General features: G+C 52.6%; 24 protein-coding genes. 11 read left to right on the top strand and 13 right to left on the bottom strand.

Annotation, left to right across the window (positions count from 1 at the left end; translation table 11 throughout):
• Together ARCH_RS03875 and ARCH_RS03870 are read right to left on the bottom strand one after the other, a co-directional pair.
• Positions 1-2,106, bottom strand: coding sequence for a DNA gyrase/topoisomerase IV subunit B (locus ARCH_RS03875; protein WP_013169993.1), 2,106 nt, complete (start codon positions 2,104-2,106; stop codon positions 1-3).
• An 86-nt stretch (positions 2,107-2,192) separates the two neighbouring features.
• Positions 2,193-2,396, bottom strand: coding sequence for a DUF7455 domain-containing protein (locus ARCH_RS03870; RefSeq protein WP_013169992.1), 204 nt, complete (start codon positions 2,394-2,396; stop codon positions 2,193-2,195).
• A gap of 88 nt (positions 2,397-2,484) precedes the next feature.
• Here ARCH_RS03870 and ARCH_RS03865 point away from each other — a divergent pair, with 88 nt between their 5' ends.
• On the top strand, positions 2,485-3,087 hold the full coding sequence (locus ARCH_RS03865) for a 3'-5' exonuclease (protein ID WP_013169991.1): 603 nt from the start codon (positions 2,485-2,487) through the stop codon (positions 3,085-3,087).
• A gap of 39 nt (positions 3,088-3,126) precedes the next feature.
• Here the strand turns inward: ARCH_RS03865 and ARCH_RS03860 are convergent, their stop codons facing one another.
• The 3 genes from ARCH_RS03860 to ARCH_RS03850 form a co-directional block, all read right to left on the bottom strand.
• Positions 3,127-4,659: an RNA polymerase sigma factor gene (locus ARCH_RS03860; protein ID WP_013169990.1), complete on the bottom strand. Its 1,533-nt coding sequence runs from the start codon at positions 4,657-4,659 to the stop codon at positions 3,127-3,129.
• 154 nt (positions 4,660-4,813) lie between these two features.
• On the bottom strand, positions 4,814-5,212 hold the full coding sequence (locus tag ARCH_RS03855) for a hypothetical protein (protein WP_013169989.1): 399 nt from the start codon (positions 5,210-5,212) through the stop codon (positions 4,814-4,816).
• Between the two features lie 78 nt (positions 5,213-5,290).
• A complete protein-coding gene (locus tag ARCH_RS03850; RefSeq protein WP_013169988.1) occupies positions 5,291-6,352 on the bottom strand; it encodes a DUF4192 family protein in 1,062 nt (353 codons plus the stop codon).
• A gap of 107 nt (positions 6,353-6,459) precedes the next feature.
• Between ARCH_RS03850 and ARCH_RS03845 the strand changes: the two genes are divergently transcribed.
• Positions 6,460-7,512 carry a polyprenyl synthetase family protein gene (locus ARCH_RS03845; protein WP_013169987.1) on the top strand — a complete coding sequence of 351 codons (1,053 nt, stop codon included), beginning with the start codon at positions 6,460-6,462 and terminating at the stop codon, positions 7,510-7,512.
• Here the strand turns inward: ARCH_RS03845 and ARCH_RS03840 are convergent.
• The gene (locus ARCH_RS03840) at positions 7,509-7,871 is read right to left on the bottom strand and encodes an Rv2175c family DNA-binding protein (RefSeq protein ID WP_013169986.1); all 363 of its coding nucleotides are present in this window, start codon (positions 7,869-7,871) and stop codon (positions 7,509-7,511) included. The genes ARCH_RS03845 and ARCH_RS03840 overlap by 4 nt on opposite strands.
• 132 nt (positions 7,872-8,003) lie before the next feature.
• Between ARCH_RS03840 and ARCH_RS03835 the strand changes: the two genes are divergently transcribed.
• Together ARCH_RS03835 and pknB are read left to right on the top strand one after the other, a co-directional pair.
• Positions 8,004-9,017 carry a lytic transglycosylase gene (locus ARCH_RS03835; protein ID WP_013169985.1) on the top strand — a complete coding sequence of 338 codons (1,014 nt, stop codon included), beginning with the start codon at positions 8,004-8,006 and terminating at the stop codon, positions 9,015-9,017.
• 80 nt (positions 9,018-9,097) lie between these two features.
• On the top strand, positions 9,098-11,023 hold the full coding sequence (gene pknB, locus ARCH_RS03830; protein WP_013169984.1) for a Stk1 family PASTA domain-containing Ser/Thr kinase: 1,926 nt from the start codon (positions 9,098-9,100) through the stop codon (positions 11,021-11,023).
• A 2-nt stretch (positions 11,024-11,025) separates the two neighbouring features.
• Here pknB and ARCH_RS03825 read toward each other — a convergent pair whose 3' ends face one another.
• Entirely contained in the window at positions 11,026-12,291 is a 1,266-nt protein-coding gene (locus tag ARCH_RS03825) for a 3-deoxy-7-phosphoheptulonate synthase (protein ID WP_013169983.1), read from the bottom strand.
• Positions 12,292-12,428: 137 nt separating this feature from the next.
• On the bottom strand, positions 12,429-13,649 hold the full coding sequence (locus ARCH_RS03820; protein ID WP_013169982.1) for a pyrophosphate--fructose-6-phosphate 1-phosphotransferase: 1,221 nt from the start codon (positions 13,647-13,649) through the stop codon (positions 12,429-12,431).
• Between the two features lie 98 nt (positions 13,650-13,747).
• Here ARCH_RS03820 and ARCH_RS03815 point away from each other — a divergent pair, with 98 nt between their 5' ends.
• Positions 13,748-14,113, top strand: a complete 366-nt coding sequence (locus ARCH_RS03815; RefSeq protein WP_013169981.1) for a hypothetical protein — start codon at positions 13,748-13,750, stop codon at positions 14,111-14,113.
• A 44-nt stretch (positions 14,114-14,157) separates the two neighbouring features.
• The gene (locus ARCH_RS03810) at positions 14,158-15,951 is read left to right on the top strand and encodes a DEDD exonuclease domain-containing protein (protein WP_013169980.1); all 1,794 of its coding nucleotides are present in this window, start codon (positions 14,158-14,160) and stop codon (positions 15,949-15,951) included.
• On the opposite strand, the gene ARCH_RS03805 is transcribed toward ARCH_RS03810, so the two are convergent.
• A complete protein-coding gene (locus ARCH_RS03805; protein ID WP_013169979.1) occupies positions 15,952-16,347 on the bottom strand; it encodes a response regulator transcription factor in 396 nt (131 codons plus the stop codon).
• A 223-nt stretch (positions 16,348-16,570) separates the two neighbouring features.
• On the opposite strand from ARCH_RS03805, the gene ARCH_RS03800 reads away from it, so the two are divergent.
• Positions 16,571-17,188: a superoxide dismutase gene (locus ARCH_RS03800; protein ID WP_013169978.1), complete on the top strand. Its 618-nt coding sequence runs from the start codon at positions 16,571-16,573 to the stop codon at positions 17,186-17,188.
• 62 nt (positions 17,189-17,250) lie between these two features.
• On the opposite strand, the gene ARCH_RS09325 is transcribed toward ARCH_RS03800, so the two are convergent.
• The 4 genes from ARCH_RS09325 to ARCH_RS03780 form a co-directional block, all read right to left on the bottom strand.
• The gene (locus ARCH_RS09325; RefSeq protein ID WP_013169977.1) at positions 17,251-18,177 is read right to left on the bottom strand and encodes an FKBP-type peptidyl-prolyl cis-trans isomerase; all 927 of its coding nucleotides are present in this window, start codon (positions 18,175-18,177) and stop codon (positions 17,251-17,253) included.
• A gap of 58 nt (positions 18,178-18,235) precedes the next feature.
• Entirely contained in the window at positions 18,236-18,577 is a 342-nt protein-coding gene (gene erpA, locus ARCH_RS03790; protein WP_013169976.1) for an iron-sulfur cluster insertion protein ErpA, read from the bottom strand.
• Between the two features lie 69 nt (positions 18,578-18,646).
• Complete coding sequence (locus ARCH_RS03785; RefSeq protein ID WP_041640353.1) at positions 18,647-19,720, bottom strand: hypothetical protein; 1,074 nt, start codon at positions 19,718-19,720, stop codon at positions 18,647-18,649.
• The gene (locus ARCH_RS03780) at positions 19,721-21,052 is read right to left on the bottom strand and encodes a dipeptidase (RefSeq protein ID WP_197712414.1); all 1,332 of its coding nucleotides are present in this window, start codon (positions 21,050-21,052) and stop codon (positions 19,721-19,723) included.
• A gap of 89 nt (positions 21,053-21,141) precedes the next feature.
• Here ARCH_RS03780 and ARCH_RS03775 point away from each other — a divergent pair, with 89 nt between their 5' ends.
• From ARCH_RS03775 to ARCH_RS03760, 4 genes are all read left to right on the top strand, one after another.
• Positions 21,142-21,810 (top strand): DUF3043 domain-containing protein, encoded by a 669-nt coding sequence (locus ARCH_RS03775; RefSeq protein ID WP_013169973.1) that lies wholly within the window; start codon positions 21,142-21,144, stop codon positions 21,808-21,810.
• Positions 21,811-21,881: 71 nt separating this feature from the next.
• Positions 21,882-23,306: a leucyl aminopeptidase gene (locus ARCH_RS03770; protein ID WP_170121750.1), complete on the top strand. Its 1,425-nt coding sequence runs from the start codon at positions 21,882-21,884 to the stop codon at positions 23,304-23,306.
• 410 nt (positions 23,307-23,716) lie between these two features.
• On the top strand, positions 23,717-24,631 hold the full coding sequence (locus ARCH_RS03765; RefSeq protein WP_041640352.1) for an ABC transporter substrate-binding protein: 915 nt from the start codon (positions 23,717-23,719) through the stop codon (positions 24,629-24,631).
• A gap of 24 nt (positions 24,632-24,655) precedes the next feature.
• Positions 24,656-25,663, top strand: coding sequence for a FecCD family ABC transporter permease (locus ARCH_RS03760; protein WP_197712415.1), 1,008 nt, complete (start codon positions 24,656-24,658; stop codon positions 25,661-25,663).

Here is a 25,663-nt window from a genome sequence, read left to right as displayed (position 1 = left end):
TTAGACGTCGATTTGATCGCGGGAAATATGGGCAGCGCCATCGATAATAAATTCTTTTCGTGGCGCCACATCCGATCCCATGAGAAGTTCGAATGTTTCCTCAGCATATCGGAGGGCGGCTTCGTCTGCCATAGAAATACGCCGGAGGGATCGGTGTGCCGGATCCATGGTGGTTTCGGCTAGCTGATCGGCGTCCATTTCACCGAGGCCCTTGTAGCGTTGGATTGGTTCCTTGTAGCTCTTTTTGGCACGTTCGAGTTTGGTTAGTTCTTTGTGGAGTTGCGTATCGGAATATGTGTAGATGTATTCGCCTTTGCGGCGGCCTTGACCAGCCACTTCGATACGGTGGAGTGGCGGTACGGCCGCGTACACTCGGCCTGCTTCAACGAGTGGCCGCATGTAGCGGAAGAAGAGCGTGAGGAGCAAGGTTCGGATGTGGGCGCCATCCACATCGGCATCAGTCATGAAGATGACTTTTCCGTACCGGGCTGCGTCCAGATCGAACGTTCGCCCTGATCCAGCACCGATGACCTGGATAATTGAGGAGACCTCCTGGTTTTTGAGGATGTCTGCTGGGGAAGCTTTTTGGACGTTGAGAATTTTTCCACGGATCGGCAAGAGCGCTTGAAATTCTGAGTTGCGGGCGAGTTTTGCGGTGCCCAGTGCCGAATCGCCTTCGACTATGAAGAGTTCCGAACGTTCCACATCTTCCGCGCGGCAGTCTGCCAGTTTTGCAGGGAGTGAGGACGTTTCGAGTGCGTTCTTGCGGCGCGAGATTTCCTTTTGGGTACGGGCTGCTACGCGGGCGCGCATTTCTGCCACGATTTTTTCAAGCAACCGGGAGTTTTCTGTTTTTTGGTCCCGCTTTGTGGAGGCGAGGATCGCAGAGAGTTCGGTTTCCACCACTTTGGCAACAATGGCGCGGATTGGCGCTGTTCCCAAGATTTCCTTGGTTTGCCCTTCGAATTGTGGTTCCGGAAATCGGACGGCGACGACGGCGCTCAGGCCGGCAAGAATATCGTCTTTTTCAATACGTGGATCGCGAGCCGTGACCTTCAACTGACGTGATTTTTGATCTATCGCGGTACGAAGAACTTTCACCAAACCTTGTTCAAAACCGGTAACGTGGGTTCCACCCTTCGGCGTGGCAATGATGTTGACGAACGATTCTTCAATCGTTTCGTAGCCGCTACCCCATCGCAATGCAATATCAACAACACATGTGCGTTCGACGTCGGACGCCTTCAGGTGGCCGCTCTTCTTATCGAGAACCTGAACGGTTTCAGTAAACGTACCTTCACCTGTGAGATGCATCGTAGATGTCACGGCCGGATCGGAGGCAAGGAAATCGACGAAATCGACCACACCACCGTTGTACGTAAACTCTTCTTCAACTGGTTCTTCCCCACGCAAATCGCTCACGCGAATAGTTAGCCCAGGAACCAAGAAGGCTTTTTCACGCACGCGTTCAATTAACGCATCGTAGGAGAACTGCGAATCTGACGGGAAAATCTGTGGATCGTACCAGTACCGCACGCGAGTACCAGTGGTTTTCTTCGCAACTTTTCCAGTGATACGAAGTGGGGATTCATCCAATGCTGGCTTAAACGTAGCATCCGGGCTTGGGTTACCCGAATCGTCAAACATGCCAGGTTCACCGCGCTGGAACGAAATTTCGTGAACCTTACCGTTACGCTTCACGGCCACATCGAGGCGTTGCGAAAGCGCGTTCACCACCGACGCACCCACGCCGTGCAAACCGCCCGACGACGAATACGAACCGCCCCCGAATTTACCGCCCGCGTGCAACTTTGTGTACACGACTTCTACGCCAGAAGCGCCAGTTCCGGGAACTTCATCTACTGGAATGCCACGGCCATCGTCACTCACTTCAACGGACGTATCTGGATGCAACGTAATCGAAATAGATGTTGCAAAGCCTTCGGTTGCTTCATCAACCGCATTATCGATAATTTCCCAGGCACAGTGCATGAGCCCGCGAGAATCAGTAGATCCAATGTACATTCCCGGGCGTTTACGGACTGCTTCAAGCCCTTCAAGAACCGAGAGGTGGCGGGCTGTGTATTCTTCTTTGGTCTGTGGCACGTCTTATATTTTACCGGTTCTTCCGGAAGATAGAGGGGAAGGGACGTGCGAGGTTAATCGCACGTCCCTTCCTTTTAAGGCTTACGTTATCGGGCAACCATCTCAGTTTCGTCAATAACCGATAGTGCCACTTCACTAATCTTGGAGCTGAACTTCCGTGCGTGATGAGCACAGAACATGAGCTGCCCCGCTTCCATATCAACACGGACGTACGCTTGCGCCCCGCAGGCATCGCATCGGTCAGCAGCAGTAAATGTTGATCGTGTTGTTTCTTCAGTTAGCGTTGTCATGACTATTATTTTGTCAGACTTCTTGGCTTTGGGTACACAACTTTCGCGTCCGGCAAAATAACCGTAGTGTTAACGCCAGGAGGAGAGTATGACGTATGCAGTAGTAGATGTGGAAACCACCGGGCTTGATCTAGCAACTGATCGGATTATTGAGATCGGTATTGTTCTTTTATCTGATTCTTTGGAGCAATCTGGTTATTTTCATTCTCTCATCGATCCGCAGCGTAGTATCACCGCACAACACATCCACCATATTTCATCAGCCATGGTGGCAGATGCCCCTTCATTCGCTCTGGTTGCTGAGCGTGTGGCTAAGGTGCTTGACGGCCAGATTATCGTGGCTCATAATGCTCCGTTTGATCTGGGATTTCTTAATGCCGAATTCGCGCGTGCTCAAGCAGGAATATCAATCGATCGAGCGAATGCAGTCTGCACACTCGATCAATCACGTATTTACTGCCCAGAAGGTAGCCACTCCCTGATTGGACTAGCTGCCCGCCTGGGAATTGAAACTCCTGTGGCACACCGTGCTCTAGCCGATGCCCTCACATGTACTGAACTTTTCCGCCACTATCATGCATGCGAATCTCGGGGGCACAGGTGCGTTGATCACGCAGTGAACCGACACGGTGATGTGGTGACTCCATGCGAGTGGGTGTGGGCACGCCCTTGGCATGCCCACACCCACTGATGCTTTTATATGCGGCAGATGCGTGTTCTGCCGCGTGTATTAATCGAGGTAATCGCGCAACACCTGTGAACGGGACGGGTGGCGAAGTTTCGACATGGTCTTAGATTCGATCTGGCGGATACGTTCACGAGTAACACCGTAAACCTTGCCGATTTCATCTAGAGTCTTTGGCTGGCCGTCAGTTAGGCCAAAGCGCATGGATACCACGCCCGCTTCACGTTCAGAGAGCGTATCGAGCACCTGGTGGAGCTGTTCTTGAAGCAAGGTGAAGCCAACTGCATCTGCTGGCACAACTGCTTCCGAATCTTCAATAAGATCACCGAATTCAGAATCGCCATCTTCACCGAGCGGGGTGTGTAAGGAAATTGGTTCACGGCCATATTTTTGAACTTCGATAACCTTTTCTTCGGTCATATCAAGTTCGTGTGCCAGTTCTTCAACCGTAGGTTCACGGCCAAGATCCTGGAGCATCTGACGTTGAACACGAGCCAACTTGTTGATGACTTCAACCATATGAACAGGAATACGGATCGTACGCGCCTGATCTGCCATAGCGCGGGTAATTGCCTGGCGAATCCACCATGTCGCGTATGTAGAGAACTTGTAGCCCTTGGCGTAATCAAACTTTTCAACTGCACGGACAAGACCCAAGTTCCCTTCCTGGATCAGATCCAAGAAAAGCATGCCACGGCCGGTGTAACGCTTAGCGAGCGAGACAACCAAACGAAGGTTTGCTTCCAGTAGGTGGTTCTTTGCTTTGTGTCCATCGCGGGAAATGATTTCCAGTTCGCGGCGCTTGCGAGGATCGTCAATCGTGGTTGTTTCCAGAATGTGTTGTGCGAAGAGGCCAGCTTCAATTCGCTTGGCAAGTTCAACTTCCTCTTCTGCGTTCAACAGTGCAACTTTACCGATCTGCTTCAAGTAGTCTTTAACAGGATCTGCGGTTGCACCGGCAACGTGGACGCGCTGAACAGGTTCATCAGTATCATCCGAATCGCGCACGATAAACGCACCCGAACGCTTAGCGGTAGTTTCTTTAACCGCTTCATGTTCTTCATCGGCTTCATCCGCACTGCCTTCTGATTCATCATCGTCAGATTCATCATCAGGATCTTCATCAGAATCATCTAGATCATCGCCATCCAGATCGACATCTTCTTCATCGTCTAATGAATCTGGTTCATCTGGCGATTCAAGAGTTTCATCAAGATCTTCGGCGCTATCTTCAGGTGTGGCTTTATCCCCATCCGCATCGGCAGCCTTTGCTGGTTTGGTAGCTGCTGGAGCGGCAACCTTCGACGTGGCAACTTTAGGAGTCGCTGGTTTAGTAGCTGCACGCTTAGTTTTCGTAGCAGGTTCTTTAACGCTTTCTTCGCGTGTGCTTTGCGCGCCTGCCACAGCAGCCACGTGCTTCATAATTGCATCAATGTAGGCAGCCTTAACCGCTTTGGATGGTAATGATAGACCAAGCTTCTTAGCAACCGTTTTAAGTTCAGACACTCGATACTTAGCGAGCTCGGAAGCGTCAGTGAGCGGCCTAAGATTTTCAGAGGGACGAGAAGAAGCAGCCACGTGGTACCTTTCATATTGAGGCAAAAGCCAATAAGCCCTTACATTATAGCCCGAACGTCACCTATAATCCGCATTGGGCACACTAACAGAACGTTAACAATGGCCGTTTTATTCCATAAAATCGTGATTTAACAAGAGAATTCTGCCAAAAATCCTAGGAATTGTTGGCTGTATCTCTCATCACGAGCACTTCGCATGGAGCATCAACAAGCAACTTTTGAACCTGATGCCCAAGTTGGTATGAACCGTGATGCGGTTTTGGAGCCAGTGAAATAATGATGATCGATGCCTCAGATTCGATGGCAGTTTCCCGGATTTTTGTTGCTAAATCAGCATTATCGAGTCGGGTAACGATACGAAAAGCGACGTCCTTTTCATCAAGAAGATCAGTGAGGTGATCGATTTCATCATCAATGTCATCTTGTGTTGTGGTATCGAGTGACGTTGAGAGCAGTACAACTACAGGTACGTCATGACTTTCGGCGAACGCTATTCCCCGATTGATAATCTGACTACAGCGATTTCCTTGGACGATCGGTACCACTACGCTCATCTTCGAACTCCTACAGGTTCAGCGTGGACAAAAGTTCTTCAGTGCCGAATTTACCCTTTTATCCTCACATTTCACAATTTACTCCTCACTGCTCATCCAAGGCGGCATGATTCTTCCGGCAAGAATGGCGTTCATAAGCCGTGACAATCGATATTCTGAATCAGAGGACAGCGCTATCTGCATTGCTGCCGCCGCCATTTGAGTTCTACCGATCCACCAATACACATACGATATTGCCGCGTAGGCGCACGGGGAATCGTCTGCCGAAAAACTTGCACACGCGTTTAAGATAGTGATCGCTTGATAGGCGCGCTGTGGCAGTTCGGGAGTCATAGGGGCGTTGCGCATGAGGGAGAAACAATCATCCCATTCCACGGCTTCGTGCAGATCAATCCCTGTGATAGCCCAGAGCAAGATCCGGTCCCGGATCTTCGGATCGTACAAACTAGCGTTGAGTTTCCCGATCCGAGCCCGTCCCCCTAAGAAATCAACGGCGGTCCCAGGCGTAAGTGCTTGTGGGTGTTCGCGCAGTTTTTCTATCGTGTTATGCCATAGCCTTCCTGCTCGCAGGAGATCAGGCATATCACGTAAGCGTTTTTCCACAGCGATGCTCGCTTCCCGCCTGCGTAATGCTGTTCTCCCCCAAATCCCTTCAAGGAGAGGTTTATCTTCGAGCATGAGTTGGCAGGCAAAGGGGCTTTCGCGTAGGGCTTGGTAGGAAAATCCTTCACCGATCGGAGTATCATCTTCAGGTTCCATCAGCACTCCCCACCGGTTGTAATCCGTATAGAGTGGAAGGGATAGCCGGATATCTGACTCCGCTTGCTGTAGCCATCCCCTCACATGTTGGATGATCTGTGTGGTGATTTCGGCAGGAGCGCCAAACGGGATATCCGGCCCATTGAATTGATTAACTGCAATGAGGTCTGCTTGGAGATCAACGATAAATTCATCAAGGTCTTGGTAGATCTCATGAGGTATGGCAGTTTCCAGATCGATCCGCGCCAGTGCGCACACCGCAAACCCTTCTGCTTCGCGAGCAAGTGCTGTAACTACCACATTGTTACGAGGTTCTTCTCCTAGGATATGAGGGATGAGGACGAATAATTCTGCCGGGTGTTGTATTGAGTAATGTTTCATAGAATCCAGTCAAGCAGGTTCGTTAGGGCTCGCGTGCCGGGGAATAAAAACCTGTGGATAGTCGAAATATTGGCGATACTTGTGGACAACCCGGTAGGCTCGTTCTCATGGGTTATTCTGATTTCCGCCACGCTGTATCCTCACGTCTTACCGATGTGCTTTCTGTGGTCCCACCGTTTAGTGAAACTGCCCGGGATTCTGAGTTGTTCCAGGAGTTCATTGCTCCAGCAGTTGCGTTGAGTTCGGGTGGGAAGCGCACGCGCGCTTTATGTGTGGCTGGCGGTTTTGAAGCGATTTCCCGCCAGACTCAGGATCTTCCGCTTCATGCTGCGGTTGCGGTTGAGTTGTATCAGGCATCGGCTCTCGTTCACGATGACATCATTGATGACGCCGAAACCCGCCGCGGCATTCCCGCTCCTCATCGTTTGTTTGCGGCGCAGCATGAGCAGTTGGGTTTTATTGGCGAGGCTGCTTTGTTTGGTCAGCATTCGGGCGTGTTGCTTGGGGACTATTTGTTATCCTGTGGCGGGGAAGAGTTTGCGAAGCAGGATGCGCCTGATGGCGCGTTTCGCCGTGCGTTTGCGCTATTTAACGAGATGGCATCTGAGACCGCGTTTGGCCAGTATATGGATATGCGCGCAGAATTTACTCCGTTGAGTAACGATGCCGATTGTGCAGTTGACGATGCGTTTTTGGTTTTGTTGCACAAATCGGCACGGTATTCGATTGAGTTGCCTGTGTTGATTGGCGTAGCACTTGCCGGAGGGGACGACGACGCGGCGGCACGCCTCACGCTCTTTACCCGTCCACTTGGGGAAGCATTCCAATTGCGGGATGATGAGCTGGGTATTTTTGGCGATCCTGCCGTAACGGGTAAGCCTGCCGGTAGCGATATTTCTGAAGGGAAACGCACAGTGTTGTTAGCATTGACGCGGCAAATGTGTACTCAGGCAGAACGAACGTTCATTGATCAACGGCTGGGTAACGCCGTAAGCGATACTGATCTGGCTGAGATTCAGGCGATCATGAGATCTTCGGGTGCATTTGAACGCCATGAAACGTTTATTAGAGACCGTGAAGATCGGGCACGTGAGCATATGCCTGAGCACGCGACGATCTTGCGGGATCTCGCGTGCTCATTAGCGGAACGTAGATTTTAGAAGGCTAAGCCAATGATGACACGTCGAACGGCGTGCGTTTTTCCGTCTCTCAACGCGTGAAGAGGGGCGCATTCGAGTTCTTCATCGTGACGAAGAAGCCATGCAAGAGATTCGTCAGAAGAAAAGCCAGCATCTTGGAGTGCGATAAGCGTGCCGTGGAGTGACGGCAAAATTTTCGCTTCTCCATCTTTTACGATGATTTGGCCGCCGTTAATCGCCCATGCATTATTTTCACCACGGCGAATCGCAACGAGGCGATGATCAGCTACAGCTGTACGCACATCACGTTGGCGTAAGTTAAGGATGTCTGCAATTTCAGGAATGGATAACCATTCGTCATACCCAGGTTCTTTAATCACGTGGCGATACTAGCCCACAAAATTGCGAAATAACTGGCGACACGCTCATTTATCCACTAGTCTCATTTATAACAATTTTATCAAATTCACCATCAGTAACATCTTGCACAGATGGACGATGCGGAGGGCTTTATGTCAAAGTGGATGTCGCGTTCTAACGCTGCACTCGCAACAGCAACTGCTGTCTCACTCCTCGCGCCTGCAGCAGCTAGTGCTGCACCGCAAACCACTCACCACGCCATACCACAAGGCCTGATGATGTCGTACCAGGTTCGCCCAGGCGATACCGTTTGGGGCATCTCTCAGCGCACTGGTATTCCAATTCCAGACATTATTCGCGTGAATAACCTCGGGCCAACGGCGTTGATCCGAATTGGCCAACGCCTACAATTACCTGCACAAACGCCAGTGGTTCGCGATACGCCACAGGTCAACACACCAGCTCCGGTTCCAGCACCAGCACCAGCCCCAGAGGCAGCCTCTTCCCAGTATGTAGTTCAGGCTGGCGATACCTTGAGTGCGATCGCGGCTCGTTTCAACACCACGGTTTCTGCTATTGCGGATAGTAACGGAATTTCTAACCCGAACCTTCTATTCCCTGGCCAAGTGCTCAACCTAAGTGGCGCAGCCACTGCTCCTACCCCAGCACCTGCAAAGGAACGCTTAGTTGACAACAACTTCCCTGGATACACCTACGCGGATGATGTTGTAGATGCGGCAAACAACAACAAGCATTCGTTGATAACAAAGGAACTTCCTTCACGCGCAGAAGTCCAGCGCATGGTACGCGAAACCGCAGTACAGATGGGCGTAGATCCCCGCCTTGCTCTTGCCCACGCTTACATCGAATCTGGATTTGATGCGAGTGCAGTTTCTCCTGCCAACGCTATCGGTATTATGCAAGTTATCCCATCCTCAGGCGAATGGGCTGGCACACTGGTAGGCCGAAACCTTGATCTGCTCAACCCACAAGATAACATCGTTGCAGGTATCGCAATTATCCGCTACCTCCACAATGCTGCAGATAATTTTGACGATGCAGTTGCAGGCTACTACCAAGGCCTAGGTGGCGTGCAAATGTATGGCATGCGCCCAGATACAGTTGCCTACGTTGCCAAGATCAAGGCCGCAATGAACCGGTTCTAAGATCATTCCCACACCGACACGCAAAAGCCGACCACCAATGTGGTCGGCTTTTGCCATTATTGTGCGATATTCTGGAGGATGTGAATCTAGATCCACTCATAAACACAGTTATCGATGAACGCTACGCCATTACGTCTCGCTTAGCTCGAGGAGGCATGGCGAGTGTCTATCGCGCCCACGATAAACGTCTAGAACGCGATGTGGCTGTAAAAATCATTCACTCACATCTAGCCGAACAACCAGATTTTGTGGATCGTTTTATTCGCGAAGCTCGATCAGCAGCTAAATTGGCGAGTCAACACGTTGTCAATGTCTACGATCAAGGCGTGGCACACACTCCGCTCGGCGATCTCCCATACCTGGTCATGCAACTCATCGATGGTCCAGATCTACGCTCCCAGCTGAACCTCAACGGATCTCTCCCTCTTGGCACAGCTTTATCTCTGACACGTCAGGTCCTTTTGGCCTTGGCAACCGCTCACCGAGCAGATGTCATCCACCGTGATGTGAAGCCAGAAAACATTCTGCTTTCAGCACCGCTTTCCGCTACATCAGTACTCGCCCCTGCCCACGTCCAAGCACAAGTCGCCGATTTTGGTTTAGCACGTGTAGCATCAAGCTCCACGCAAACATCCACAGTGCTTGGAACCGTAGCCTACGTCGCGCCAGAACTCGTCACTTCGGGAACATCCTCCCCAGCAGCAGATATCTATGCGACTGGCATCATGCTCTACGAACTCATTGCAGGTTCACTCCCATTCACCGGCGAAACCCCACTTGCAATCGCCTACCAGCATGTGAATAACGATATTCCACAGCTCAGTGATCTCGCAGAATGGATACCAGCCGGAATCGATTCCCTCATCCGGCTATTCACCGCAAAAGATCCACAGAAACGCCCACAAAATGGCGATTCTGCGTTAGCAGCATTAGATGACATCGTCGAATCGATTCCTGAAGATCTCCTTATTCGCCGTATTCCCGTCTTCCCACCCCAACAAGCTGTCGCAACGCCACACACTACTCAACTACTCGATAGTAAACAGCCACCGGTATACGGAACTCAAAAAATCGATACTCTCCCCCAGGCAACGCAAGTTCACGCGCAAAAACAGCCCCGCCGCCGTCGTTGGCCAATCGTTCTTACACTACTCATGGCGCTCGCCGTTATCGCAGGAAGTATCGGATGGTATTTTCTCTACGGTCCGGGCCTGCGCATAACAATCGCAAACGTTACCGGCCTCTCCGTACAAGACGCCCAGAAAACCCTAGAAAAACAAGGTTTCTCCGTGGTAACCAACCACGAATTTTCAGATACGGTGGATAAAGACCGCATCATCACAACAAAACCCGAAGCGGGAACGCGAATCCACCCAGATTCACGCGTCACAATCGTGGTATCAGACGGAATCAAACGCCTCACCGTACCAACCCTCACCGGGCTCAGTGCAGAAGACGCCGTACAAACCCTCAAAAAAGTGGGCTTCTCAAACACATCCCACACATCCGAATACTCAGACACCGTGGAAAAGAACATCGTAATCTCACAAAACCCTAACGCCAAAACTTCGTTGCCACACAACGCAAAAATTTCGTACGTGATCTCGAAAGGGCGCGCACCAGTAAAGGTGCCAGACCTCTCGCAAGTGACGCGTGACCAGCTCGAAGCAACAGTCAGCGAAACTGGACTCAAACTCGTCATCACCGAAGAATTCTCCGATACGGTAGCTGAAGGTAAAGTGATCTCCCAAACGCCAAAAGCCAACGCGGATGCTCACAGACTCGACGAACTGCACGTCACAATCTCGCGCGGGCCAGAGCTCGTACCCATTCCAAAAGTTGTCGGGCAACAACGCGATGCCGCTATCGCGGCACTCAAAGCAGCCGGATTCGATGTCAAAGTGGAATCGATCCTTGGCGGATACTTCGGAACAGTGCGCCTTCAAAACCCAGATGGCGGCGAAAAAGCCAAGCGCGGAACCACGATCACAATCACCGTGGTCTAAGACTAACCGCGCGTCAACAAATCCGCGGTCAAGAACGCAATCCGCAACACTTGTTGCGGATTCAACCGCGGATCAACCAGCGATTCGTCAGTAGAACGAACAGCAACGTCAGACATGGCACCGTCAATAATCTCGCACACATTTTCTTCCGAAAACTCAATATGCAAGCCACCAGGAACAGTGCCCGTACGCGCACAAATGGCAAAAAACTGGCGGATCTCATCCTCAATATCCGCCACGTAACGCACCTTCCGCCCACAGCTCACTGTAGAATTTCCGTGCATCGGGTCCAACACCCACGTAACAGGGCACCCAGAATCCGCAACAACCCGCATCAGCTCTGGTAGCTTCTCCCCAATCAGCTGAGCACCAAAACGCGGAATAAACACCAACCGGCCAGGAATATTATCCGGATTCACGTGGGCCAGTAACCCACGTACGTCATCTGCGGATGCGGCAGGGCCAAGCTTGATCCCAACCGGATTATCAATCGACGCTAAGTACGCAACATGAGCCGTATCGAGGCCGCGCGTGCGCTCTCCCACCCACACCATGTGTGCCGACGTGTTGACGCGGCCATGCGGCGCTGTGTGAGCCGTGCGCGTGAAGGCCTCCTCATAGCGCAACAAAAGCGCTTCGTGAGAAATAAAAGGTTCTACAGCATACTCACGTTGCGTGCGGGATGCCGGTGCCTGAACGAGAGCACAAAACCGCTCATACTCCTCCGATCCAAACGCCGCATTATTCCACTGCGAAGCGCATGCAGAGGAGAAAAAACCCTGCGCGCGAAGATCAGTAATATGCCTGTAGGTTTCAGCAGCCGTTTCCGCCGCACGCACAAGCCGCTGCGGATCAGGAGTGCGGGCTTGGGCCGTAAAAACGTGCGAATTCACCGCATCGCCTCGGTACGACGGAAAGGTAACGCCACCACGAGTTTCGGTATCATTCGTGCGCGGCTTCGCATATTGGCCGGCGATCCGGCCAATCATCACAGGAGTAACACCCGCACTTTCAGCGATCACGCACGCAATCTGGCGCAAGGTGCCAATCTTCGCTTTCGTGTGTGATCGAGTGGCATCAGCAAACGTTTCAGCGCAATCTCCACCCTGAATGATAAACGCTTCTCCGCGTCCTGCCGCAGCCATGTGGCTACGAAGACGTTCAACACTGGCCGCATCCACGATCTCTGGGCGCCGCCTCACATGGGCAATCGCCAGATCTTCTTGTACGGGATCAGAGTAAATCGGCTGATATTCGCGCTTATTCACCTGAAAAGTACATCCCGTCTTTGATTCGCTACGTATAAAAACTGTGTAATCGTGCCCGTTGGCCCCAAAGCTGTTGGCCGGCCTCCCCTAATTCTTAAGGAGGACCGGCCAACACTATCACATCGGTTAGCTAAACATCACTTAGCTGGCTTTGGTTCCCATTCTTGGCCGATGGCATCCATGATCTCATGGAACCATGGCTGGGACACGTCGAATGCCTTGTGGCCGGCGATGCGCGTGAAATCGATAGCCTTCAAGGTATCGTTATCTTCTTCATCGTGGCCGATAACACCGGAAACGCCTTCCTGAGCAGACTTGACTGCCAGTTCAACCATCGATTCGATGAGTTCCAGATCCTTTGCGTTGGATGCTGCGGAACGGGAGAAGTAACCGGACTTTTGAACCATAACCTTCTCAGCGCCGATGATCTTGGCGAACTGGTTAGCAAACCACTGACCTGGGTTGATGGTGTCCAGCTTCACGTGGCCGAATGGATCACGCTCAACTTCGATGCCATCTTCAAGCATCTCTTCAATGATTTCCTCAACACCAGCGCCTTCAGAAAGGAAGATGTTAACGTTGCCCTGTTCGTCCATGATCTTGCGAAGGCGGGAACCTTCAACATCCAGATCGAACGTGATTTCTGGCAAGTAAACGCCGTGAACATCCCAGCGTTCCTTCGACAGGCCTGCGGATGGAACCCATTCCTGTTCGTTCAACCATTCGCGATAGTACTGGGTTGCCTGTGCGGTGAGGTAGCCACATGCGCGGCCCATGACTTCGTGAATGATAAGCATGCGTGGGTTGGAGCGGTGTTCGCCGATCACGTTCTGTGCAAACTTTGCAGCCTGTTCCGCAGCGGTGTATGCACCGAGCGATTGGCGGATTGGCACGATGTCATTATCGATGGTCTTTGGCAAGCCAACAACGGTGAGTTCGTAATCGTTTTCGTGGAGGTATGCTGCGAGATCTGCAGCGGTGGTGTTGGTGTCATCGCCACCGATGGTGTGCAAAACGTCAACGCCATCCTTGCGCAGCTGCTCTGCTGCGACTTCCAGCGCGTTTTCGCCTGGCTTAATCAGGCCGCGATCCACGAGGTTCTGCGAGTTGGTGAGCTTCACACGTGAGTTGCCAATTGGCGAGCCACCGAACTTCTTCAAGGTTGCGGCGTTGGCGCGTGCGTCGTCGTCAAAAACAACGAAGTTGCCAGTGAGCAAACCGTGGTAACCGTACTGGTAGCCAATAATTTCGGCTTCCGGAAGCTCCTTGGTGTAGTGCTCGATAAGACCGCCAACAGCGGTAGACAGGCATGGTGCGAAACCGCCTGCGGTGAGAATTGCTACGCGACGGATAGTCATCCGTGTCCTTCCTCTAACTTGCGATGCGGGCTACTCCCGCGTCTCCGTATCTAGTCTACCGGTTGTATTCTAGGACCATGGGACATGATAGGAATGACATGGGCAACCTTTCTGGTTGGGACGCCGATTCAGAATGGCAAGAGTTTGTACGAAAACCGCGTGGTGGTGCGTTTTCTGGGCCACGGGATTGGGTTGCGCCCGATGACGATACAGTTTTTGATTCTCGCGATTTACCTGTTTCTGTTCTGCAACCTGAGGCTGGTTTCCCGCGTGCCGCGTTTTTCTTGTGGGGCGTTTGCGCGTGCGCGATTGTGGTGTGCGTTTTGGGATTTTTCGGTGTGGTTGCGATGCCTTCTGCTGTTTGGATTGTGTGCGCGCTGGTTGCGTGTGGGTGTGCTGCAGGCGCGGTTGTGTTGCATGCTCCGCGTGAGAGGGATTGGGACGACGACGGGGCGCGCGTCTAAGTGTCTATCATAGTTTGTGGGAGCCCGGCTTTAGGCTGGTGATTATGAAAGCAATTCGAACGGATCGGCCAGGTGCACGCATCGATACTGATGCTGGCGTGCCACATCGGCGTGGGAAGATCGTGCCGGAAACGGAACAGTTGAGTTTTGATGATCTCGGATTACCATTGCACGATGCCACGTTTTTAGTGGTTGATGTGGAAACTACTGGTGAAAAACCGGGGTTGCATTCGCTTACTGAAATCGGCGCGGTGAAAGTACGTGGCGGCACTGTTATTGGCGAATTTGGTTCGCTCGTTAATCCGGGTGTTCCTATTCCAGCCTTTATTACCCGGCTTACTGGGATCACTACCGGAATGGTTGCTACTGCCCCATCGCTCGGCGAAGTGTTGGTGTCGTTTATCGAATTCGTGGGCGGGGATCCCGATCTGATTTTTGTGGCGCATAATGCTCCGTTTGATATGGGTCAGCTCCGTGGGGCTGCTAGTGCGTTGGGGCTGGCTTTCCCCAACCGGAAAGTTATAGATACGGTGAAGCTTTCCCGCAGAGTGTTTATGAAGGATGAGGTTCCTAATCACAAACTCTCTACGTTGGCTCGGTTTGTGAATGCCACTATTTCGCCATCTCATCGGGCACTGGACGATGCTCGAGCAACAGTTGATGTTCTGCATGCGATATTAGGGCGGCTAGGTTCGCTTGGTGTGACGCATGTTGATGATCTGATGGTGGCTCATTCGCGGGTGCCTGGAAAACGCAGAATGAAGGCACGGCTTGCGGATGATCTACCTGCTGGGCCTGGAGTGTATCAGTTTATTGGGCCAAACGATGAGGTGTTATATATTGGCACGTCATCCAACGTTTATAAGCGCGTTCGTTCGTATTTTACCGCTGCGGAAAAACGGAAGCGTATCGGTGAAATGGTTGATCTGGCCACGCGCGTGGACGCGATTCCTACCCATACTGTGTTGGAAGCGCAGATCCTGGAAATTCGGCTTATTCGCGATATTCAGCCACCGTATAACCGCAGATCTAAACCACGCTCTAGGTATTGGGTTACGTTAACGGATGAACATCATCCTCGGCTTTCTATCACTAACGTGGCTACGTTTGGCGAACTAGGAAATATTCTTGGGCCGTTCAACAGGAAACGTCATGCACTTGGCGCCGGTGAACTTATCGCAGGATATTCGGGTATTCGTACCTGTACGCAGATTCTCCCAGCAGTTCCTGCACGTATTTCTGGTTGTCACCTGGCGGAGTTTGGGGCGTGTTCCGCGCCGTGTGTTACGGGGCGGGTACAGGAAGATTCTCTTACCAAAGTTCGAACGGTGTTACATGGAGATCTTGACGATCTTTATGAAGCAACGTTGGAAAAGATGCAGCATCTTGCTTCTGCTGAACGTTTTGAAAGTGCAACAGATCAACGTGAACGGCTCTATGGAACTGTTGGCGGAGCAGTTGCTCAAGCTAAATATGTGCCGCTTATCCACGCGGGAAGAATTATCGCGGCAGCCCCTGCCGAACGGCCGGATTCATGGGAAGTAATCGTGGTTGATTACGGCGTTTTTAACACGTCAGCTATCATCACTAGTGTTGCGGGGATTCATGCGTTCGCGGATCATTACGATGCGGAGCATCCGTTGCCCCCGGCACCTGATCGGCCTTTCGATCACACGTCTACAGATGAATTGGGATGCTTAAACGCATGGCTGTGGCGCGATGGAACACGGATAGTCCGTGTATCCAATCCGGAAGCGCTATCTGTGCCTGTTAACCATGCACAAAAAATTAACCTCCCAATCATTCCTGGATTAGATCCAGCGATGTGGGAGGTATGATCAGCCGATAAGCGATTCTACAGAAGTGGTGAGCTGCGGGAGATCTGTTGGGTAATTGAGGATAGCTTCTGGGCGTGCAACCCGTGCAAGCCACTCATCTTGTGGGCGTGCGATGAGCACGATGTATGGAATCTCTTCATTGATTTCATCGCGTACCATCTTGCCCAACCCGATACCGCCAAGCTTTGGAGTTTCTGCATCAAGAATAAGAAGATCGAAGGGTTCACATGCTTCTTCTGCTTCACGAATCTTCAAAATCGTGCCATCTGGAGTTGCGCCCTCAACCCATTCGATCGGAGTGGATGTGTGGCCAACTTTCCGGCCTACAGCACGCTTCACAGATTCGCGAACATCAGAGTTATCTGAGTAAACCAGAATCTTCTTAGTGGTATCCATTCCGTCCTCCAAGTCTTACGGCAATTTTTTCACCTCTCATAAGTCTACGATGTTTGCCCGTTCGCAACGAATCGAAGCGGAAGGTGATTCCACATTGAAGTTTTTATGAACTGTCATTCCGTTCACTGTTAGGAATATCGTCTGCACACACACTGCATTCGGGTGCATAATTAAGGATGTACGACGGACTTTGGTCCCGAACGAACGATTATTGGAGGTCGTCATGTCGATTTACACCCTTCCAGAGCTTCCCTACGACTACTCAGCTCTAGAACCACACATTTCCGGTAAGATTATGGAGCTTCACCACGATAAGCACCATGCCGCGTACGTCACCGGCGCAAACGCTGCACTTGAAAACCTCGCAGCAGCACGCGAAGCAGGCGATCTTTCCAAGGTCAACCAGTTCTCCAAGGATTTGGCATTCAACCTTGGTGGCCACACCAACCACTCCATCTTCTGGAAGAACCTTTCCCCTCAAGGTGGCGGCGAACCAGAGGGCGAACTCCTTGAAGCAATCAAGGATGCATTCGGTTCGTTCGATGCATTCAAGAAGCACTTCACCGCAGCAGCAACTGGCATCCAGGGTTCTGGCTGGGCAGTGCTCGCATTCGATACCATTTCCGGCAAGCTCAACGTGTTCCAGCTTTTCGATCAGCAGAGCAACGTTCCAGTAGCAACCGTTCCACTCTTCATGGTTGATATGTGGGAGCACGCCTTCTACCTTGATTACCTCAACGTCAAGGCTGACTATGTGAAGGCAATCTGGAACCTTGTGAACTGGGAAGATGTTGCTGCTCGCCTTGAAGAAGCCAAGCAGGCAAAGATCGTTCTTGGCTGACTGCACCAGAATTAAAAATATGGAGGCCTTTCGGCCTCCATATTTTTATCGTCAGTTAACGTTTAGTCAACACCAAGCACATCAACAACAACCGCATAACCAGGCTGGTTAGCATCTTGGCCCTTTGCTGGTGCCATGATGAGAACGCGCGATCCTACAGGGACACCTTTGAGACCATCGAAGATCGATCCGCGTCCGATCGTGGAACGGATAGGACCGGATTCTCCATAGCTCTTTTCCGCTTTGGAATTATTAACAAGAGACATCGCGTACTGGATGTAGAAGTTAGATCCTTCACCGCCAATTTCCGGCCCAGAACCGCGTGCAATCACAGTGGTAGAAACTTCGGTTGGGCTGGCTACGCCATCTTTAACCTTAACGGTAATTGGTTTACCAAGTTCACCCGTAATTTCTACTGGTAAAGATGCTACGTCTGTTTCAACCTTAGCGTTTGGATCGCCAGCTTGGTTTACACCGTAGGCCGCCAAGATCTCAACGTAGAACGCGATCGTATCGTCTTTACCGATGCCAGCCTGTGCGTTACCGCCCTGGGGACCGTATCCCATTTCTGATGGGATAGAAAGAATCACCTTGGCGCCTGGCTTCAAGCCTGCAAGACCTTTAGTCCAGCCTGCGATAACTTGCTGGAGTGAAAAACCCGTTCCTTCACCACGTGTGAATGACGAATCGAATGGTTTTTTATTCCCCCACACTTGGCCAACATAGTTGGCAACCACAAAATCGTTTTCTTCAATAACGCGCCCTTCGCCTTCAGCAATAACGGTTTTTTGAAGGCCCTTCGGCGGATTCGATTTAGGGAATTCGAGGCGAGTTTCCTTACCTGCTTCTTTGACAGTTGGCATTTCAGTGCCAGGCTTCTTATCAGCCGCGCTCTGCGATGAACCGGCCGTAGATCCGGCAGGATCCGAACATCCGGACAAGCCCAGCATGGCGGCAGCGAACAACGCAATGATGGATCGCTTCTTCACGTATTTTCTCCTTAAAAAGGTGCGTGGATGCCCTGCTGGGGCATCCACGCAAAGTATCTCAGTGGAAAGATTCACCGCATGCGCAAGAACCTTGGGCATTTGGATTGTCGATTGTGAATCCTTGGCGTTCGATCGTGTCCGCAAAATCGATGGTTGCGCCATCGAGGTATGGGACTGACATACGATCAACAACAACCTCAACACCATCAAAGTTTACAACGGCGTCGCCATCCAGCAGGCGCTCATCGAAGTACAGTTGGTACATCAGGCCAGAGCAGCCGCCTGGCTGGACTGCTACGCGCAAGCGCAGATCGTCACGGCCTTCTTGTTCTAGCAAAGACTTAACTTTGACTGCAGCAACATCGGTGAGGTTCACTGCGTGTGTTGCGATTTCGCTCATCTTTTCCTCCAATTAAAAACAGACACGCTAAGACTATCGGGTTCCCTTACGTCGTTCCAAATAGATACGCTAAGAGCTATCCCACCCCCAGGTGGTAGCAAGTCGCGTGGAAAGGTTCCGTATTTCTTGCGAGGATATATGGTCGGTGCTGATTCGATACAGCCCGTGGATACCCAGTTTGGGAAGTTCGCCGCGCACCAGTTGACTGTTAGATACGATCGCGATCGCTGGCGCTCCGTATTCTTCTGCGCGCTCTGCCATGAGAGTGAGTCCGCGTGGAATATGAAGGTCGATTTTTTCTGTGACATATATATAGAGGTCAGCGATGTCTTGCGGAAGCCTGAGTTCTTCTCCGATCACTCCCAGTTTGGCACGGAGCAGATAGAAGATTTTTCCAAGTCCGCCACCGATTCCGTCGAATCCGTGGCGGGACGCACCAGCAGCAGTGAGGAGTGGCGCGTTCAGCGCAGTTTCTGCGTGGTCCAGTAGTTGGATGGTGTGTGCATCGGCAGCACCGGTGGCTTGCGCAACGTCCGGAGCCATTCCGTAGCGTTGCCATGCGCGTGCGAGCCCGTCGATTCCGCCGAGGTTTTGTTCGTGAGGGTACGTCACGTAGAGGCTCATGTCCGCAAGAAATTCGCGTGCCTGCCGAATCGCCTGATACAACGTAGATTCAGGCACGTCACGAACGATTGGCACGCCAGAAATTTCGGTGAGAAAACCCCGCCCCAGGTCGCTGTAACACATGAGGGCTGGCAGGTGAAGATGCAGGTTACGTACGTTTTTTGCTTTCAGGTACGCCAGATCGGTTCCGAGGAACGACGACGATCCGCGCGGATCAACTCCCCCATTCCACGTTGCTGCCTCTGCCAGGTCTATCAGAGCCGAATGCGAATCGTGATCGACCCAGATGATGCGGTGTGGGCCGCCGCCATGCCGTTCATAAGCCACCGCGTGCGGATGGTTTTCCTGGAAAACTACGGCCAGCCCAGTTCCAACGTGAGGAACAATAACGCCATCAGACGAGACCACAACATCAACCGCGTCTAATGGACGCACATCCTTCCATCCGTCACGGATAGCCGTTGCCACGGCACCAGGCTCTACACCAGCCAGTGCCGTGGCAACACAACAGATACGCACTTACTCTGCCAACCGGGACATGAGGAGAGCCTGCGCAACAATCGCATTCCGGAAATCCTCAATGTGCAACGATTCGTTCGCAGAGTGCGCACGAGTATCAGGATCTTCAATACCCGTCACAAGAATCTGTGCCCGCGGGAACGCCTTTGCCAAATCGGCAATGAACGGAATCGAACCACCCTGGCCGATATCCACAGGATCTACACCCCACGCTTCTTTCAACGCCCAGCGTGCCATCTCAGTCGCTTCAGTATCCTCACCTGCAGAGAATGCCGAACCCGCCTCAGCGATCGTCACCTCAATCTGGGCGCCAAACGGCACATGATCACGCAAATGCTGAGCCAACAATTCAGCCGCCTCGCGCGAATCCTGGCCCGGTGCAACGCGCATAGAAATCGCCAAATCAACAGACGGAATAATCGTATTCGATGAAATCGCAACAGGAGTTACATCCATACCGATCACAGAAATTGCTGGCTTCGTCCACAAACGCGACGTGAACGAACCCGAACCCGCCAACTGCACGCCATCCAAAACGCCTGCATCACGGCGGAAATCATCCTCAGGATAATCAACCTGAGTCGAATCTTCTTGGAGAAGGCCAGCAACAGCGACGTTACCGGCGTCGTCATGCAACGTAGAAATCAAACGCGACGCAACCACAACGGCGTCGAGAACCGGACCACCAAAGAAACCAGAATGCAACGCGTGATCCAATACCTTAATCGACACCTCAAGCTGGACAACGCCACGCAACGAGGTAGTCAACGCAGGAACGCCAACCTTCCAATTCGACGAATCGGCCACCACAATAACGTCAGCTTCCAAACGCTCACGATACTTCTCCAAGAACGCAACAAACGTTGGAGAACCAACTTCCTCTTCGCCCTCGATAAACAGACGAATACCAACGCCAGGTTCCGCAGCCTCAATCGCCGCCAAATGAACCAAAACCCCAGCCTTATCATCCGCAGTACCACGGCCATACAAACGCCCATCGCGCTCAACCGCATCAAACGGCTCCGAATCCCACTCAGACAACTCGCCCACAGGCTGAACATCGTGGTGAGCATACAACAAAACCGTAGGCTTCCCAGGCTCTGCCGGACGCGACGCAAGAATAGCCGGACGCCCAACCAAACCATCCTCAGTCTCAATCTGAATAACCTCAGTATCCAAACCCAACTTTTCCACCCGCGAAGCAATCCACGCAGCGGACTCCTTCAACGTATTCTGATCAAAAGACGACGCCGAAATCGACTCAATTGCAACGAATTCCTTCAACTCGTCCAAAATTGCTGGCATGGCGTCATCGACGCGAGAACTAATCATGTGCTTATCCATACCCACTAGCCTACGCTTAAACACACAAATGCCGGTAAACTAGCAACAGAAATTTCATTACACGTGAAGGAAGATCTGTGTTCGGTCACAAAGAAGACTCTGCGCAACAGGCCATGACGCCTGATACCACCGCCCCAGAAAAGGGCCGTACCCCAGGCAAAGGCGTCCCAACGCCCCGCCGAAAAGACGCAGAAAAAGCACGCCGCCGGCCAATCGTTGCTTCAACCGCAGCGCTCACCAAAGAAGAAAAGCGCAAGCTCAAAGCAGAAAACCGCGCGAAGAACAACGAACTGTACTACAAGCAGCAAACCGCTATGCGCACAGGCGATGAAAAGAACATGCCGCCAGCACACCGCGGGCACGTACGCAGATGGGGCCGCGATTACATCGACGCCGCCGCCCCACTCGGCCAATGGTTCATGCCGCTGGTTATCCCGCTACTCTTGCTTGCCGCATTCATGTCATACTGGCCACTCCTGGCTTTCTGGGCCACAATCGGCATCTACATCATCTTCCTGCTCATGGTGATTCAACTGGCATGGATCGTGCGCAACGCTAAGATCCTGGCCGCCCACAAGTTTGGGAAAGAAGAAATTCCAAACGGGTTCGCCATGCAACTCTTCTCCCGCGGAATGTACATGCCACGCTGGCGGCTTCCTTCGCCGCAAGTCAAGCGCGGCGAATATCCAGCAGGCGCAACTGCCGCTGATCTAAGTGCGGCAAAGGCCGCAAAAAAGACGCGCTAATCTGCGCCAACCTAACTCCTAACATGAGCCCGGCATACGAAACATGCCGGGCTCACGTTATGATAGTAGGTATGACTACTTTTGAATTTTCAACACAATTAGATCTGAACTCTAACCTTGCACTCGCTGTGACCACGAAAGATGACGCCCTCACGGTTGTCTCCCCAGTTGATGCAGAATTTGGCGCGAAGGTTGTTCAGGCACTCGAAACCCTCGATTTCTGTGGCAAGCCACTTGCTACTACCACCATTGTGAACCCAGCCGATCCAAGCAAGATCGTTATTGCCGTTGGCCTGTGCGAAGAACACGAAACTGAATCACTTCGCCACATGGCTGGTGTTGCCGGGCGTGCGGCGGCTGGCCGTGATTCGCTGGTTGTGTGCTTCCCGCACTCCTCTGAAGCACAAGCTCAGGCAATTGTTGAGGGTGGAGCACTCGGCGCCTACGTGTTCGATTCCTACAAGAAACCAGCCAAGGCTCCTGTAGAAAAGATCGTTGTTGTTTCTGAAGCCGGCACCGATTCGGCCCTCGAACGCGGCATGATCCTCTCCGAAGCCGTGAACGCCGTTCGCGATCTCGAAAACACCACGCCAAACTACCTCAACCCGGTGACCTTCGCAGAGAAGGCCGTTGAAGAAGCCGAAGCCGCTGGGCTCAGCGTTAAAGTTTACGCAGGCGACGAACTCGAGAAGGAAAAGCTTGCTGGTTTGATTCAGGTGGGCCGCGGATCCGAATCTGCCCCACGCCTTGTTCGCATAGAGTACTCCCCCGCAGATGCCGAAGGCTTCACCACACTTGTTGGCAAGGGCATCACCTTCGATACCGGCGGTTACAGCCTCAAGCCCTCCTCCGCTATCACCGAGATGAAGACTGACATGACAGGCGCCGCCACCGTGCTCCACGCCGTGATCGCCGCCGCGAAGCTCGGACTCAAGCGCCGCGTTGTGGCATGGCTGTGCTTAGCAGAAAACATGGTATCCGGTGCTGCTGGCCGCCCAGATGACGTGATCGTGTACCGCAACGGCATCTCCGTGGAAATCAACAACACTGATGCTGAAGGCCGCCTTGTTATGGCCGATGGGCTTATCATGGGCTGCGAAGAACAGCCAGATGAAATCATCGATATCGCCACCCTGACCGGAGCCCAGATGGTTGCCTTGGGCAACCGCACCACCGGCATCATGGGCACCGAAGCCGTTCGCGATTCCATCGTTGCTGCCGCCAACAACGCCGGAGAACCTGCCTGGGGCATGCCGCTCCCAGCAGAGCTTCGTTCTTCCCTCGACTCCGATTGCGCAGACATGAAGAACTCCGGCTCCCGCTACGGCGGCATGCTTGTTGCTGGCCTCTTCCTCAAGGAATTCGTTGGCGAAACACCATGGGCGCACATCGACATCGCTGGTCCATCATTCAACCGCGAAGCCGCATGGGGCTACCAGCCAAAGGGCGCAACCGGTGTTATGCTCCGTACCCTGGTTGAGCACTTGGGGCGCTGAACGTGGTTGACTGAAACCGAACGTCTCAGATCAAACCGATAGCAGGTGCGTGTCTTAACACAGGTGGTCGAGAATTTTTCTCGGCCACCTGTGTGTTGGGGGCTGACTATGCGGTGGTGACACCTGCATTTTCACAGAGAATACGGCACGGTCTTGCCGCATATTGCAGGGCGTGCCGGATCCCCAATGTTTTTGCAGGAACCTTCTTCTCAAGTGGGCTTGGTAACAAGCTCAACATAAAGATGTCGCCATTTTAGCTATAGAAATTTCCCAATTTTCCACTGGGAAATAGCCGTTTCACTTCAATATTCCCTACCCCATCTGGCATTTACTACACACAATGTCGCAAAGACTTTTCCCAAACCAGCATATAAGGTTAGGGCGTGCTAACTAAAACAAATATCACTGTCATGTCCACTCCAACCCAGCAGCGTACCTTCTCATTCGCTGCCATTATCGCAATGTTGGTTGCAGCAGCCTTCCTCCTTGTTGGCTGCTCAAGCGCCACGCCAGCAAAGGATTCCACGAAACCAGATGTCTCATCGTCGGCAACAGAAACCAAAAAGTCAAAGCAACCAAAAGCCACCAAAATTGTGGCTCTCGATTGGCGCTATGAAGAAATCTTGCACGCGCTCGACGTGAAGCCAGTAGGCATTGTCGAAATCGGCAAGTCGGCCGAACCAGCCACGCTCAAAGGCAAGTTGAGCGGCAGCACCTCGGTTGGCCAAGCAAAGCAGCCAAACCTGGAAGTGATCCAGTCCCTCGAACCTGATCTAATCTTGGCTAGCCCAACTCGCCATGCTGCAATCATGGATCAGCTGAAAGAAATCGCCCCAACCGAAGCCTATTCGGACGCAACATACAGCGACGTACTCGATTCGATGGATGCAATCGCAGCGAAGGTGGGCGCAGAAAAGAAGGCCACCGAAGTCCGCAAGCGTATCGAAGATAAGATCGCCAAGGCCCATGCCAAAGTGAAGCCGGGTACGCGTGCGGCGCTTATCGGCTGGTCAAAGAACACGCTCTACACCTGGATCAAGGATTCATTCGCAGGCTCGCTCCTCACCGCCGCAGGATACGATTACGGTTACGACGGCGAAAAGTCCGCCATCGAATCCAAGACAGACGTTGCCGAACTCACCGGCGATAAGCTCCCAGAAATGAAACTTGACGTCATGTACCTCTACAACGATATCGAAGGCTTCCGTTCCAGCCCATATGCAGGTGTGGTTCCGCAGATCGTGGATGTGGAGCAGGATACGTGGTCGCGTGCTCGTGGTCCGCTTGCTGCAGAGGCCATGCTCGATCAAATTATCAATCAGTAACACTGCTCTTCCATGATGCGTGTAATGACACCACGTCGCTATCGCGGGCAGGGTACTCCTTATTTTTGGGGTATCCTGCTCGCGTGTGCGTGCATGATTGTCACGCTGTGTGCATGGCGGCTCCACGCGGTGGCTCCCCCAGCTGATGCACCCTGGCTTTACAATGAAGTGTGGGCAGTGGCGCGCGATCGGCTTCTTTCCGCCGTTATCATCGGGGCGGCACTTGGCACTGCCGGCGTTTTGCTTCGCACGGCCACGTCGAACCCTTTAGCGGATCCACACGTGACCGGCGTGAATTCCGGTGCCGCGTTCGGCGCGGTGGCCGCGAGTTTTGTGGGTGGTTCCTACAATGGCGCGCTCCTCCTTCCCGCTGCACTGATAGGTGCCAGCGTTGCCGCCTTTTTGGTGATTTCCTTGAGTCTACGCGGCGGCTCCACGGATCTTTCTGGCGCTATGTCGATTCAGAAGATGGTGTTGTTGGGCATTGCGGTTTCTGCCGTTTTTAGTGCACTGACCTCAATTGTTTTAGTTCTTGACGAAGCCCAGCTGACCACCGTTTTGGCGTGGCTAAACGGCCGCCTAGGTGGTGTGCGGTTGCCAGATATCGTTCCCGTAATCATCGCTTTCACGCTCCTCTTCCCCGCAGTTCTGGCGTACGGCCGCGTGTTTGACGTATTGGCAACCGGCGAAAGCATGAGCCGTTCTGTGGGCGTTGATCCGGCGCGGGTACGCAAAAGTGCCGTTATTGCGGCAGTAGTGTTAGTTTCGGCGTGTGTTGCAGCGGCGGGTCCGATCGGTTTCTTGGGTTTGCTTTCTGCTACGTTCGCGTACCGGCTGTGCGGCCCACGCCACCGGCGCGCGTTCGCCTTGGCCTCCGTGATTGGTGCGTTGGCCTTGCTGGGTGCCGATTCGATCGGGCAAGCATTGTGGGCGCCTGCCGAAACTCCAGTTGGCATTTTGACTGGTATTGCTGGGATTCCTCTGCTGTTGTGGGGTATCCGTCAGCCTACAGCCCAGGGAAAGCGTGGGTGA

The organism is Arcanobacterium haemolyticum DSM 20595 (genome assembly GCF_000092365.1).
Lineage (GTDB): Bacteria > Actinomycetota > Actinomycetes > Actinomycetales > Actinomycetaceae > Arcanobacterium > Arcanobacterium haemolyticum.
This window is presented reverse-complemented; position numbering and strand designations above follow the sequence as displayed.

Excerpts from the sequence above, each read along its gene's own strand:
- ARCH_RS03835 (WP_013169985.1), top strand. The coding sequence starts at position 8,004 with ATGTCAAAGTGGATGTCGCGTTCTAACGCTGCACTCGCAACAGCAACT.
- ARCH_RS03850 (WP_013169988.1), bottom strand. The coding sequence starts at position 6,352 with ATGAAACATTACTCAATACAACACCCGGCAGAATTATTCGTCCTCATC.
- ARCH_RS03870 (WP_013169992.1), bottom strand. The coding sequence starts at position 2,396 with ATGACAACGCTAACTGAAGAAACAACACGATCAACATTTACTGCTGCT.
- ARCH_RS03810 (WP_013169980.1), top strand. The coding sequence starts at position 14,158 with ATGAAAGCAATTCGAACGGATCGGCCAGGTGCACGCATCGATACTGAT.
- ARCH_RS03855 (WP_013169989.1), bottom strand. The coding sequence starts at position 5,212 with ATGAGCGTAGTGGTACCGATCGTCCAAGGAAATCGCTGTAGTCAGATT.
- erpA (WP_013169976.1), bottom strand. The coding sequence starts at position 18,577 with ATGAGCGAAATCGCAACACACGCAGTGAACCTCACCGATGTTGCTGCA.
- ARCH_RS03805 (WP_013169979.1), bottom strand. The coding sequence starts at position 16,347 with ATGGATACCACTAAGAAGATTCTGGTTTACTCAGATAACTCTGATGTT.
- ARCH_RS03765 (WP_041640352.1), top strand. The coding sequence starts at position 23,717 with ATGTCCACTCCAACCCAGCAGCGTACCTTCTCATTCGCTGCCATTATC.
- ARCH_RS03760 (WP_197712415.1), top strand. The coding sequence starts at position 24,656 with ATGACACCACGTCGCTATCGCGGGCAGGGTACTCCTTATTTTTGGGGT.
- ARCH_RS03820 (WP_013169982.1), bottom strand. The coding sequence starts at position 13,649 with ATGACTATCCGTCGCGTAGCAATTCTCACCGCAGGCGGTTTCGCACCA.
- ARCH_RS03865 (WP_013169991.1), top strand. The coding sequence starts at position 2,485 with ATGACGTATGCAGTAGTAGATGTGGAAACCACCGGGCTTGATCTAGCA.
- ARCH_RS03780 (WP_197712414.1), bottom strand. The coding sequence starts at position 21,052 with ATGATTAGTTCTCGCGTCGATGACGCCATGCCAGCAATTTTGGACGAG.
- ARCH_RS03815 (WP_013169981.1), top strand. The coding sequence starts at position 13,748 with ATGGGCAACCTTTCTGGTTGGGACGCCGATTCAGAATGGCAAGAGTTT.
- ARCH_RS03845 (WP_013169987.1), top strand. The coding sequence starts at position 6,460 with ATGGGTTATTCTGATTTCCGCCACGCTGTATCCTCACGTCTTACCGAT.
- ARCH_RS03800 (WP_013169978.1), top strand. The coding sequence starts at position 16,571 with ATGTCGATTTACACCCTTCCAGAGCTTCCCTACGACTACTCAGCTCTA.
- ARCH_RS03770 (WP_170121750.1), top strand. The coding sequence starts at position 21,882 with ATGACTACTTTTGAATTTTCAACACAATTAGATCTGAACTCTAACCTT.